The following is a 13,036-nucleotide window of genomic DNA, read 5'->3' on the forward strand; positions in this document are numbered from 1 at the left end:
AGCGGGCTCGCTCCCACACTGGATTTGTACACCTGCCTATAACTCCAACAACCGGAGAAGAACATGAAACGCCTGGAAGGAAAAAGCACCCTGATCACCGGTTCCGCCCGAGGCATCGGCCGGGTTTTCGCCCACGCCTATATCAACGAAGGCGCGACCGTCGCGATTGCCGACATCAACCTGGAACGGGCGCAAGCCACGGCGGCCGAGCTGGGTCCGCAAGCCTATGCGGTGGAGATGGACGTGACCGACCAGACCTCCATCGACAACGCAATCACAGCCGTCGTCGCGAAAGCCGGCAAGCTCGATATCCTGATCAACAACGCCGCGCTGTTTGACCTCGCCCCCATCACGGAGATCTCTCGCGAAAGCTATGAGCGCCTGTTCTCGATTAACGTCGCCGGTACGCTGTTCACGTTGCAGGCCGCCGCCCGGCAAATGATCAGCCAGGGCCATGGCGGCAAGATCATCAACATGGCCAGTCAGGCCGGGCGCCGGGGTGAAGCCTTGGTGGCGGTGTATTGCGCGACCAAAGCGGCGGTGATCAGCCTCACGCAATCGGCGGGCCTGAATCTCATCAAACACGGAATCAATGTGAACGCCATCGCCCCAGGTGTAGTGGACGGCGAGCACTGGGACGGGGTTGATGCGTTATTCGCCAAGTACGAAAACCGGCCGCTCGGGGAAAAGAAAAAACTGGTGGGCGAAGAAGTGCCGTTCGGACGCATGGCGACGGCGCAAGACTTGGTAGGCATGGCAATCTTCCTGGCATCGACCGAAAGTGACTACATCGTGGCGCAGACGTACAACGTCGATGGCGGTAATTGGTTGAGCTGACCCCTGAAACCGGGACAAAAAAACGCCACTCATTGAGTGGCGTTTGCGTTTCCGCCGGACTGGAAAGTACCCGAGGGGCCAGTTCGGCTGGTATTGTGCTGCGCTGTGAAATTACGCCGCATGACTGTGAGGGAATTGACGTTGAGTACTGAAGAAAAAATGACCGGGGATTTGTTCGCAGTCGATGATAAACGCCTGGGGCTCAAGCCCGTCGTGGACTTCAACAACTACCTGCGCGTGGCCTTCGGCGACGGCAAGTGCACCTGCATTCGGTGTGTCGAAAGCCAGGGCGACGAGACCGGTTATGAGTACCAGCACACCTTCGATCTGGAAGGCCAGGTGGTGCACCGCCGCTTCGCGTCCACTGCCGGTAGCGATGTGCTGATGGTGCTGAAGAAGGCCTGGCTGTCGTATACCAAAGCGGAGCTGGAGGTGTACGGAAACCTGGTACTGGCGACCGTGAAGGAGTTTGTCGAACCTGCATTGCACAAGCGTTTGCAGCCGTTATTCCTGGCCAGTGGTTTGGTCAAGGATGTTGACGGGAACCTGCAATTGCAGCAACAACTGGCTGCCTGATTATCGTTGAATAATCCGCGAAAAAGCGCACCCGCATAGTGCAGGTGCGCCAACTCTTTGTCCTGCTTTGATTGAGCACACAACTCCTCAGACTCTCTGAAAAGCCATGTAAAAGCCAAGCTAATTTTTCAATTCTTCACAGTAAAAAACATTCTTGTCATCACTGACTGCCGATGCTATAACTTCGTCATATTTCAACTAACATCCAACAAATATTAGAGCAATTGGTCCTAATAAGGGCTCTTGCTTTATAAAAATCGCCCCATGACCGAGCCCTCCTATCATGCCCAAGCTTTCCTCAAGCCAAAGCATTTTCGATTTAATCCAGGAGCTTGAGAACAACATCCCGGGATTAAATAAAAAAGAGTACGTTGAAATACTGGAATGGATATTCGGCAAGTTAGAGGTGAGCAAATTCGCCTATGTACATATGGATTCCAGCCCTTTCGAAAGCTCCGACATTGCCATTCACAGCAATTACCCCGCCGAATGGGTTGAAACCTATCGCAAAAACGCCCTCTACAAGTCAGATCCCGTCATGGCGAACTCGGCCATCACCTCGAATCCATTTTTTTGGGATGAAATCCCGAGCGAATCAAATACCGATATATTTGAACAGTCGCAGGAATATGGCATCCAGCAAGGGTTCAGTATTCCGCTGCATGAGCCAGGCCGGGCCTTTGGCTCTATTCATTTAACCTCGGAAGACAACGACCCGGACTTTGTGCGCATTGTCCGCGAAAACATGTTCATCATCAAAACCATCAGCATTATTGCCCATCAGTATCGCCCCATCGAAACCAGCACCGAAAGCACCCTGAAATTGACGCCCAGGGAGCATGAATTCCTGCACTGGCTCGCACTTGGGAAGAACTATAAGGAAATAGGCCTGATCATGAGCATTACCGAGCGCACGGTTAAATTCCACGCCAAGCAAATGACCGAAAAACTGGACTGTATAAACGTCAAGCAAGCCATGATCAAAGCGTTATACCTGAACCTGATTTAGCACTGACTGTACCGACTGGTTAACTCTGCACGACAACCCACTTCATCTCAAGTTCCGCACCGCCCCACGCCTGCACATCGATAGTGCAGAAATGGGACAGCCATCACGTTTGTCCAAATCACGTGAATACGACTTTGGACGCAACATTAAACAGCATCACCGAAGCAAACAGCCCAATCACCACCGATATCGTTCTATTGACCATCCGCCCGGTTATAGACGAATGCAGTTTGCGCCCGCAATAGGCACCCGTTGCTACCCAGACAAGTCCGACCGGAAAGATAATCACCGAAAACAGCGACATAAAGGGCACATAACTGCTGAGCGCCAAAAATGTGCCGGTGGGTGCAACGAACGAAACGAAAAACAATCCCTTTGGATTGGTGAGCGTCGCCAGGAACAATTCCGGAACGGTAATTGCCGCGACTGCGGAAGAGGCGCTGCCTCGGGTCGAGAACCACAACTTCAACGATATATAAAACAGGAAGCACACGGCAAAGATCTTGGTCCCGGTCACTACCCATGAATAATCAACAGCCAGGCGGTCAATGAACACACCCCAGACCGTAATCTGGATCATATAGGCCAGCCATTCTGCAGCGATCAGCCGCAACGAATGGGCGTTCAAGCCCCGACTGATGCCCGATTGCAGCAGCAGGGAATTGGTGGGGCCCGGAACCAACAGCACGGTCAGCAGGGAAATCGCAATGTAGTACATAAGGTCATCCATACCAGAAGCCGAGGCGGCTTATATTTTCAGGAGGCGAATCAGTCCATCCTTATGCAATACGTGCCAGGACTGATTAGCGTTATATGGCATCACACCGAAAGCAGAATCGGGATTGCGACCGCACTCAGCCAACTGGCAGAACTACAATAGATATCGGCCATGACTCATACGGACAGAGTTCTCGGGCAAGGGAACAACGCTCCCACACCTTTATTGCTGTTTGATTACGTTAATAAAAAGCCCGCCGGTATCAATTGTTCCGCACCTCCCGCCTACCCAGAATAATTACAACCAGAAACCACATATCGCCGTGAATGTGATCGAGTCCACACGCCTGCCAATAATTAATTCAATAGTCAGCATTCAGTACAGGTAGGACAACTAATATTAAAGCGCCACACCCACCGAAAAACCAAACTATCAATTAAACAACAACTGGAGCAAACCAGACACTGTACTTAAGGACAGTTGTAATACTTTAGTCTAGCGTTAACAGTAAAGTCCCCACGCACAACCAAGAACGTCCGACCATGAAACAATTTCATAGTGAATTCGAGTTTTCCGGTGTATACACCAGCATCGGCAGTTACTCGACAATCCCGCCAACAATCCTAGAGCAAATACTCTCCATTCGAAAAGTCGCGTTCATTGATAGAAAAAAATGGGACATTGAAAGCTATCAAGGCAGCGATTATGAATCCGACGAATATGACGACACCGACGCCATCTATATCTATTCCCACCAAAGCGATCGCGTCACTGGATGCGTAAGACTTCGCCCTTCCAGCAAGCCAACCCTTATTTCTGGTGCATTAAGTTTTATGCTGACAACGGATAAAACCAGGCCCAACACAAAACATTGTTGGGAAGCCACCCGATTTGCGCTGGCGGCCAATGATAATTGCATTGGAGAACTTAATAAATCGAACATCGATTTTCGCACGGCGGCAATTTTTCTGTCAATGATAAAGTTTGCCTTCAAACAAAACGTGCATACTTATGAAGTTGTTGTAGATGCCATGATGGAAAAGATCCTCAAACGTTCCGGATGGACAGTCAACCGACGAAATATTGCCCAGGGAACAAAGGGTGAAAAGGTTATCTACGGCACGCTCGCCTGCACATCATCCATATATGAAGAGGTGCTCAAGAAGAACATCCCAACGAGTACACCGTTATACGATGAAGATCTAACCAAATCATTGATGGCCTGCTAATATCACAGCGTCAATCTGGCCAACACGGACTTGATATTCCAAACTGAAACAAATCAGAAACACGCTGTATATACATTGATGGCATGTCGAAATTAAACAAAAACAACCCCAATCAAAATCATGACATGGAGAGCCGATGAACTTACAAAGATTATTCCCGCACGTTGGCAAAGTCATTGCCAGTACAGGCAGCCGTAACTTCCCCCGAATGCTGCATGATCTGATCCTCACGGAAGTGCCTGTAGACGCCACACATATTACGGAGCAGTGGATTGACGATAGGGATATTTCTGAACTGAGCACATCAAGTATTGGCTGCGTCGGACTGAACAACACCTGTATCGATGCCATTATGGATACCCACACGGTAAAAAAGCCCTACCTACTGGCCGATGATATTTTTTTCGAAGACGCGAAATATCAGAAGCTGCCGGACTTTTCCTGTTGTCTGCTCGCCCAGGACCAGTCGGACACGGTGCCACCCAAGGCCGCCGCCCAGCTGCATCTGACCTCCCGCAAAAACGGCCGCCGTTACGTCCTGTCTGTCTATCGCTCCCATCTTTCCCAAGGCTTTTCGCCACAGGAATGTGCCTTCCTGAAAGATTTCTCCTGCCTGCTGCTGCCCATGGTTGAAGAGCACGTTGCTGCCCTGCTCCCTTCGGCACCGCCTCGGCCAGATACCCATATTGCGCTGGATGAACCTGAACACGGCGGCATGGAAACGCTGCGACAGCGCTTTGCCGATCGCCTGCTGGAGTCGGGCTTGACCCTCTCATCGCGTGAAACCGAAGTGTGCGTTGGCCTGCTGGCCGGCCATACGGCGCCGGAACTCGCCGAGCAATTCGACTTGAGAGTGAACACCGTCGAGAGTTATCTGAAACGCGCGGCGATAAAAATGGGAATCGGCGGACGTCGGTCGCTGATCCGCTGGATGCATTCGGTGGATGCACAACACGCCACACCCGCACTGCGCAACGCCGTCTAAACCCCCTTCCATACTTTTCCCGACCGCAGCCCACATCAGGCTCGCGTCGGGAAACCCTGCTTCAGCCTTCATTCGCCACCTCCCTGTCCGGCAGTACGCCAACGCGACGCTTGAGCGACTGCAATACATCGTCCACATAAGTAAAGATCACCGGCACCACCAACAGACTCAGCAGTGTCGAGGTCAGCAAACCGCCGATCACCACGACGGCCATCGGCTGCCGGAAACTTGGGTCTTCGCCGATGCCCATCGCAGTCGGCAGCATCCCGGCGCCCATGGCGATGGTGGTCATCAGGATTGGGCGGGCACGTTTGTGGCAGGCGTCGATCAATGCCTCATAGCGACCCAGGCCGAAATCACGCCGAGCCATGATCGCGTACTCCACCAACAGAATAGAGTTCTTGGTCACAATCCCCATCAGCATCAGCAAGCCGATCACCGAGGGCAGGGAAAAACTCAGGTTGCACACCAGCAGCGCCACCAGCGCGCCGCCCAACGACAGCGGCAACGCCGAGAGAATCGTCGCCGGTTGCAGGAAGTCGTGGAACAGCAGCACCAGCACCGCATAGATACAGAACACGCCGATGGCCATGGCCAGGCCGAAACTGCCGAACAATTCACTCATCAGTTGCAACTCGCCCGCCTCCACCAGTTTCACTTCGGAAGGCAGGTTGTGCATCACCGGTAACTGGGTGACTTCGGCCATGACTTCGCCGAGGGTGCGCCCATTGAGTTCGATGGACAGCGTGATGTTGCGCAAGCGATCCAAACGCATGATTTGCGCCGGCCCGCTGCCCATGCGCAGGTCACCCAGGGACGCCAGCGACACCTGACCGTCGCGACCGGTCACGCGCAATTGGTTGATCGCCTCCAGGTCGTTGCGCACCAGCGGATCCATGCGCACCCGCACATCCACCTGACGCTGGGACAGGTTGATCTTGCCCAGTGCCGACGAGTACTCGCCGTAGGTCGCCATGCGCAACGTATCGGCGATGTCCTGGCTGGTGATGCCTTGCTCCGCAGCGCGGGCAAAATCCGGGTGCATCTGGATTTCCGGACGCTGCAAGGCAGAGCTCGAAGTCACGTTGCCAATGCCCTTCAGTTGCCGCAGTTGCGGCTCCAGAGCGCTGGCGGTGCGCACCAGCAAATCGCCGTCGTCACTGGCCAGCACGATGTCGAGTTTCTCGCCGCTGCCATCGCCGCCGACGTTGACCCGCACGCCGGGCAGCGAGCGCAGCACCTGACGGATCTTCGCTTCCACTTCGACCTGCTTGAGATCGCGTTCGCCGCGAGGCACCAAGTCCACAGTGAGGATCGCGTCGCCGTTGCCGGTGATGTCCTTGGGACCCGAGCCCGAGCTGCTGGCGGTACCGATCGAGCTGAAGACGTGTTTGACTTCAGGCATGGCGCTCAGACGTTCGCTGGCCTGCTCGGTGAGCGCGGTGGTCTGATCCAGGGTCGTACCGGGCGGCAGCTCCAGAATGACTTTGCTGTGGGCCGTGTCGGCGGGCGGCAGGAAACTGGTGGGCAGCAGCGGGATCAGCATCAGCGAGCCGATAAAAAACAGTCCGGCGCACAGCATGGTGGTTTTGCGTCGGTTCAGGGTGCCGTGAATCCAGCCGAGGTAGCGCGTCATCAAGCGGCTGTCGTGTTCGGCTTCTTGTCGGGCGCGGAGGAAATAGGCGGCCATCATCGGCGTCAGCAGCCGCGCCACCAGCAACGAAAACAGCAGCGCCGCCGAAGCCGTCACCCCGAACTCACGAAAGATCTTGCCGGCAATACCGCCCATAAACGCGGTGGGCAGGAACACCGCGACCAGCGTCACCGTGGTGGCAAGCACCGCCAGGCCAATTTCGTCCGCGGCTTCGATGGCCGCCTGGCGTGGGGTCTTGCCCATGCGCAAATGCCGGGCGATGTTTTCGATCTCGACGATGGCGTCGTCCACCAACACGCCGATCACCAGCGCCAGGGCCAGCAAAGACACGGTGTTGAGGGTAAAACCGGCCAGGTAGATCACGCCAAATGTGGGAATGATCGACAGCGGCAGTGCCGTGGCCACGATCAGCGTCGCGCGCCAGTCGCGCAAGAACCACCAGACCACCAATACCGCCAGCAGCATGCCTTCGTACAACAGGCTCATCGAGCCGCGATAGTTATCGAGGACCGACTCCACCGCATCACTGGCTTCGACGATGTGCACGTTGGCATGTTGCTTGGCAAATTCAGTCATCGCCTCGCGCACGTCAGTGGCCACACCGACATCGGAGAAACCCAGCGAGCGCACCACCTGGAAACCGATCACCGGTTTGCCATCGCGAAACGCCCGGGTACTGCGTTCGGCGTGGGTGTCGCGAATATCCGCCAGTTGCCGCAACGCCAGCAGACGCCCGTCACCGCTCGGAATGTCGATGGCGCCGAGCGCGGCCGGGTCGTCAATCGCCCCCAGGGTCCGCAGTGATTGCTGCCCGCTGCCGAGGTTACCCTGGCCGCCGGAGTTGTCCTTTTGCATCGCGCGCAACTGGCTGGCCACGTCCGCGACACGAATGCCGAGCCCCGCCATCAAGGCCGGATCGAGGTTGACCTGAATCTCCCGATCAACGCCGCCCACCCGGGAAATCAGCGCCACACCTGGCACCGACAGCAGCTTCTTACTCAATTCATTGTCGACGAACCACGACAACGCCTCCTCATCGAGGCTGTCGGAGTCGATCACGTAGGTCAGCAGCGAACTGGCGCTGGTGGTCAGCCGCGAGACTGACGGCGTATCCAGGCTGGCCGGCAACTGCGGCATGGCACTGTCCACGGCGTTGCGCACTTCGTTGAGCGCTTCATTGCCATCCTTGTCGATGGCGAAGCTGACGCTGATGTTGACCGCACCGTCGGTGATCACGGTTGTCACGTGCTTGAGCAGGCGCAGGGAGGTGAGTTGGTCTTCGAGCTTGCGCGCCACCTCGGTTTCCAGTTGCTCGGGCGCGGCGCCTTCGAGGGAGGCGCTGATCACCACCACTGGCAAATCCATGTCCGGGAAGTCCTGGATGCCGAGCCGGTCGAAACCCACCAGGCCGAAGATCGTCAGCAAGATAAACAACATGACCGCCGGGACCGGATGGCGGATCGACAGCGCCGAGATATTCATGGCTGGGCCACCTGCGGCTGCACGACGGTCACGCTCGCGCCATCGCTGAGAAAGGCGCCGCCGGCACGTACGATGCGCGCGGGCTCATCGAGGCCAGAGAGGATTTCCACCGAGTTCATCAGGCGTCTGCCGACTTCGACGGGCTTTTGGGCAACGTGGGAGTCGTCGCCCAAGGTGAATACGTAAGAACGGCCATCCCGCAGGATCACCGACGTGTCCGGCACCGTGAGGGCTTCACGCGGCGGCAATTCGATCTGGCCACTGGCGTACATGCCCGCCTGGGCCGGGCTGTCTTTCGGCAGCGCAACATAAACCACGGCCCGACTGGTTTTGGTGCTGAGTGTCGGCGACACCAACCGTACCTGACCTTCCAGGCTTTGCCCGCCCGGCAAGGTCAGGCGCGCGACCTGGCCAGCCTCCACCCGGGAGAGCTGACGCGCATCCAGTTCCGCCTGCCATTCGATGCGCCCATCACGCACCAGGCGAAACAGCTCGTCGCCCGCCGTCGGCACCTTGCCGAGCAACGCTGTGCGCGAGGAGATGATGCCGTCATCAACCGCGACGATGCGCGTCTGCTTGAGGCGGATTTGCGCAGTTTGCAGTTCGGCTTTGGCGCCGGCCAGATCGGCCTTGGCGGTGGCGACCTTGATGCGGTAATCCTCGCGTTGCTGCTCCGACAGGGCGCCGCCCTGCCCCACAATCCCGGCACGGCGATCATTGGAACTGGCTTGCTGCAAACTGGCGACAGCCTGGGCGACCAGTGCCTGTTGCTTGCTCTCTTCAGCCAGCACGGTTTCCGGAGCCAGGGTCGCGAGCAACTGGCCTTTCTTCACCCGACTGCCGACATCCGCGTCGAGGCTGGCAATGCGCAAACCGCTGGTTTCGGCACTGATCACCGCTTCTTGCCAGGGCGCCAGCGCGCCGCTGGCCGACAATAACTGGGGCCACTGTTGCCGTCGCGCCTGCACGACTTCGACGCTCAAACTGCTGACGCTCGGGGCCTCCGACACCGGTTCCGGGCCACGGCGCAGATAGAAAAAGGCCACCACCACCGTGATTACCCCCACGGCGATCAGCGCACGTCGCAATAGTGGCCTCACGCGCCGTTACCCCGAGATGCCGTTTGCGCCTGATCGGCTTGCCAGCCGCCGCCCAACGCCTTGTACAGGGCGATCCAGTAACGCACTTGGTCCTGCTGCAACGTGATCAATTCAATCTCTGACGTAAGGGCTAGTCGGCGTGCGGTTTCACGGTCAAGCAGGCTGACACTGCCGGCCTGCCAGTTGCGATCGATGGCTGCGTAGGACTCACGGTAACCGGCGGTGGAACGTTCAACCTCGACCTCCCGGCGCCGCGCCGCGTCGAGGCGCACCAGGGATTGTTCGACTTCCATGACGCTGGTGCGCAAGGTCTGGCGATAGAGCGCCAGCGCCGAGTCGTAGTTCGCCTTGGCGCTGTCCACCACCGAACGGCGCTTACCACCATCGAATATTGGAATCGACAAGGCCGGGCCGAATGTCCAGGAACGGTTCAGATCACCGAGGATGCTGCTCACGGAAAAGTTGCCGGACAGGCTCAGGCTGGGGAAGCGATCGGCCTGGGCGACGCCGATGTCCGCGTTGGCCGCCGCCAGTTCGCGCTCGCTGGACGCCAGGTCCGGGCGCTGACGCAGCAGGTCGGCAGGTATCTGTTGGACGTTGAGCTGCGCAGGCTGGGGCAATTGCGCCGGGGTACGACTGAGCACTTCAATCAGCTTGCCTTCGTCGCTACCGGTCAGCGCGACCAGGCTTTTAAGCAACACCTGGCACTCGCTCTGCTGGCTGATCAGGGTCGATTCATTGCTCGCGGCACTGGCGTCGGCCAGGGCGGCATCGGCAGACGAGGTAAATCCCGCCAGCACCGATTGGCGCGTCGAACGAGCGGTCTGCTGCTGGGACTGGGCCTGATCGCTGTAAGCCAGCGCCAGTTTCTGACAACCGCGGTATTGCACGTAACTGTCGCCGACCTGGGCCGCCAGCGAGACGCGGGCGTCATGCCAGTCATCCACCCGCGCTTCGATGCGGGTCCGCGCGGCTTCTTTGTTACGGCGCAGTTTGCCGAACAGGTCCAGCTCCCACGCCGCATCGAACTCGGCGGAAGAGCCTGATCCGCTGATGCGGTCGACGCTGGTCAACTGCCCCCCACGCCCCCCGGACAACGTGCCCTGAACATTCGGCAACGCATCCGCCGAATTACTGTCCAGGGTCGCCCGGGCCAGGGCGATCTTTGCAAAGGCCTGATCCAGCGATGGGCTATCCGCTTCGGCCAGTCGCAACAGTTCGGACAAGGCCGGATCGTCGAATTGTTGCCACCAGTTGCTCAGGGCAACCACGGAGGCACCATGGGGCAGCGGCGCTTGCCATTTCGCGGGGATCGGCACCGCCGGCTCCTTATAGTCAGGTCCAAGCATGCAGCCGCTCAGAACCATGGCGCACAGTGCCATCCACAATATTCGGCCTGAAGGTTTGAAGGCATACATAAAAGTCCCTTGGCGCCCGACGCAGGCACAGGCACGGCTCAGGAAGGCGATACATGCAAGATGATCAGTCAACGAAGACGACGTAATAGTTGTGCTTCAAAGTTGATGGCCTCGACATGAATGAATGAGGCGGTATGTGAATGATTTAAACCTATGCCTGTTTCTGTGTCTGGCGTGGGAAACAGGGACATGTCCAGGCAGATAAATTGGCGATTAATGCAGGGCTCCAGCAGAATCAAATCCGGTTCAAAAAACGTCTTTCGCACTAGATAAAACTTCGGTTTCAATCGAGTCGGAAGTTCGCCAACCTGAACAGTTAATTCGTTTAAAAACAAATGCTTGAATAACAAAAGATAACGTCGTTATCTGTTTCTCATGACATGCAAACTTGATCGGGCCAGCCAACCGGCTGTTGAGCCAAGTGGCTAATTACGCCTGATCGAAACCCATCGCGCGGGCGAACACAGCGAACTGTGTACTTCGCCCATCCCGGACTTCAACGCCGGTCAGATGATCTTTCCTACGGCCAATGAGTGATCGAATATGGAAGAGTTAAGCTATCTCAGCAAAGTCGAGTCGAACGCACGAACTTACGCGCGAACGTTCCAGCGCCTGTTTGTCAGTGGCAAGGGCATGCGGGTCAAGGATGCCAGCGGCCATGAGTTCCTCGATTGTCTGTCGAATGCCGGTACGCTGGCCCTGGGACACAATCCGTCCGAAGTCAGGGACGCGGTGTTGCATTTCCTGGGTGGTGATCACCTGCAGCAGGCGCTAGACCTGGCCACGCCGGCCAAGCACGCCTTCGTGCAGGAATTGTTTTCGATGTTGCCGCCGAAGATGCGCAGCACCAGCAAGATTCTGTTTTGCGGCCCGAGCGGCTCGGATGCGGTCGAAGCCGCGATCAAACTGGCGCGGCATTACACCAAACGCTCGACGCTGATGGCGTTCCATGGCGGCTACCACGGCATGACTGCCGGTGCGCTGTCGGCGATGGGCAACCTGCATCCGAAAGCAGATAACGGCCTGATCGCCCAGGGCACGCACTTTCTGCCGTTCCCCTATCGTTTTCGTTGCCCGTTCGGCACCGATGGCGAGGCCACGGATCAACTGTCCATCGATTACATCCGCACCGTGCTGTCGGACCCCGAAGGTGGCGTGACCAAACCGGCGGCGGTCATTGTAGAAGTCGTGCAAGGTGAAGGCGGTTGCATCCCGGCCTCGGCGAATTGGCTGCGGGCGCTGCGGGACATCACCCAGGAACAGGGGATTTTGCTGATCGTCGACGAAGTCCAGACCGGCCTCGGCCGCACCGGCAGCACCTTCGCCATCGAACACGCCGGTATCGTCCCCGACATTCTGGTGTTGTCGAAAGCCATTGGCGGCGGCTATCCGTTGTCGGTGATCGTGTTCGCCGAGCACCTGGACACCTGGAGCCCTGGCATGCACGCCGGCACCTTCCGTGGCAATCAGATCGCGATGGTCGCCGGTGCGGCCACCATGCGGCATATCAAGGAAGGCAACGTGGTAGCCCACGCGGCGAAAATGGGCACGCTGCTGGAAAGCGGTTTGCAGCAGATCGCGCAGCGTTATTCATTCATGGGCGACATCCGCGGTCGCGGGTTGATGCTCGGCGTCGAAATCACCAAACCCGGCACCCACGGACGCGCCGGCCCTGGCGACGGTGCTCGCGCACGGGCGATCAAACTCAACTGCTTTGAAAACGGCCTGATCATGGAAACCGGTGGCCGACATGGCGCGGTACTGCGGTTCCTGCCGCCGCTGACCATCACCGAATCCGAGGTGGGCATGGTGCTGGATCGATTCGAACAAGCAGTGAAAAAATCCGGAGAAGCCCGCCAGCTCTATGCGGGCGAAAAAGCCTAAGCCTGACCCGCCCCTTAACCTGTGGGAGCGGGCTTGCTCGCGAAGGCGGCTTCAGCTTCAACATTGATGTCGGCTGACACACCGCTTTCGCGAGCAAGCCCGCTCCCACCCGGGATCTGTCGGGGTCGCAACTGTGGGGGTTGG

General features: G+C 57.5%; 10 protein-coding genes. 6 read left to right on the forward strand and 4 right to left on the reverse strand.

What is annotated here, in order from left to right:
• Positions 1-63: 63 nt before the first annotated feature.
• The 3 genes from ACIQY3_RS20510 to ACIQY3_RS20520 all read left to right on the forward strand — a co-directional run bounded on the left by ACIQY3_RS20510 (position 64) and on the right by ACIQY3_RS20520 (position 2,422).
• On the forward strand, positions 64-837 hold the full coding sequence (locus tag ACIQY3_RS20510; RefSeq protein ID WP_403022721.1) for an L-iditol 2-dehydrogenase: 774 nt from the start codon (positions 64-66) through the stop codon (positions 835-837).
• Between the two features lie 141 nt (positions 838-978).
• On the forward strand, positions 979-1,413 hold the full coding sequence (locus tag ACIQY3_RS20515) for a hypothetical protein (RefSeq protein ID WP_403022725.1): 435 nt from the start codon (positions 979-981) through the stop codon (positions 1,411-1,413).
• Positions 1,414-1,696: 283 nt separating this feature from the next.
• Positions 1,697-2,422: an autoinducer binding domain-containing protein gene (locus ACIQY3_RS20520; protein WP_403022729.1), complete on the forward strand. Its 726-nt coding sequence runs from the start codon at positions 1,697-1,699 to the stop codon at positions 2,420-2,422.
• Positions 2,423-2,540: 118 nt separating this feature from the next.
• Here ACIQY3_RS20520 and ACIQY3_RS20525 read toward each other — a convergent pair whose 3' ends face one another.
• On the reverse strand, positions 2,541-3,140 hold the full coding sequence (locus tag ACIQY3_RS20525; protein WP_403022732.1) for a LysE family translocator: 600 nt from the start codon (positions 3,138-3,140) through the stop codon (positions 2,541-2,543).
• A gap of 542 nt (positions 3,141-3,682) precedes the next feature.
• Here ACIQY3_RS20525 and ACIQY3_RS20530 point away from each other — a divergent pair.
• Entirely contained in the window at positions 3,683-4,369 is a 687-nt protein-coding gene (locus ACIQY3_RS20530) for an acyl-homoserine-lactone synthase (protein WP_403022734.1), read from the forward strand.
• A 136-nt stretch (positions 4,370-4,505) separates the two neighbouring features.
• Positions 4,506-5,354: a helix-turn-helix transcriptional regulator gene (locus ACIQY3_RS20535; protein ID WP_403022737.1), complete on the forward strand. Its 849-nt coding sequence runs from the start codon at positions 4,506-4,508 to the stop codon at positions 5,352-5,354.
• Between the two features lie 61 nt (positions 5,355-5,415).
• On the opposite strand, the gene ACIQY3_RS20540 is transcribed toward ACIQY3_RS20535, so the two are convergent.
• The 3 genes from ACIQY3_RS20540 to ACIQY3_RS20550 are packed head-to-tail and all read right to left on the reverse strand — an operon-like array spanning position 5,416 to position 11,008.
• Positions 5,416-8,490 carry an efflux RND transporter permease subunit gene (locus ACIQY3_RS20540; RefSeq protein WP_403022740.1) on the reverse strand — a complete coding sequence of 1,025 codons (3,075 nt, stop codon included), beginning with the start codon at positions 8,488-8,490 and terminating at the stop codon, positions 5,416-5,418.
• Positions 8,487-9,590 carry an efflux RND transporter periplasmic adaptor subunit gene (locus tag ACIQY3_RS20545; RefSeq protein WP_403022743.1) on the reverse strand — a complete coding sequence of 368 codons (1,104 nt, stop codon included), beginning with the start codon at positions 9,588-9,590 and terminating at the stop codon, positions 8,487-8,489. The genes ACIQY3_RS20540 and ACIQY3_RS20545 overlap by 4 nt, the downstream gene beginning before the upstream one ends.
• Positions 9,587-11,008 (reverse strand): efflux transporter outer membrane subunit, encoded by a 1,422-nt coding sequence (locus ACIQY3_RS20550; protein ID WP_403022746.1) that lies wholly within the window; start codon positions 11,006-11,008, stop codon positions 9,587-9,589. Before ACIQY3_RS20550 ends, ACIQY3_RS20545 begins: the two co-directional genes overlap by 4 nt.
• 543 nt (positions 11,009-11,551) lie before the next feature.
• Between ACIQY3_RS20550 and ACIQY3_RS20555 the strand changes: the two genes are divergently transcribed.
• Positions 11,552-12,892: a diaminobutyrate--2-oxoglutarate transaminase family protein gene (locus tag ACIQY3_RS20555; protein ID WP_403022749.1), complete on the forward strand. Its 1,341-nt coding sequence runs from the start codon at positions 11,552-11,554 to the stop codon at positions 12,890-12,892.
• Positions 12,893-13,036 lie beyond the last annotated feature (144 nt).

The organism is Pseudomonas sp. NPDC096950 (assembly GCF_044762525.1).
Lineage (GTDB): Bacteria > Pseudomonadota > Gammaproteobacteria > Pseudomonadales > Pseudomonadaceae > Aquipseudomonas.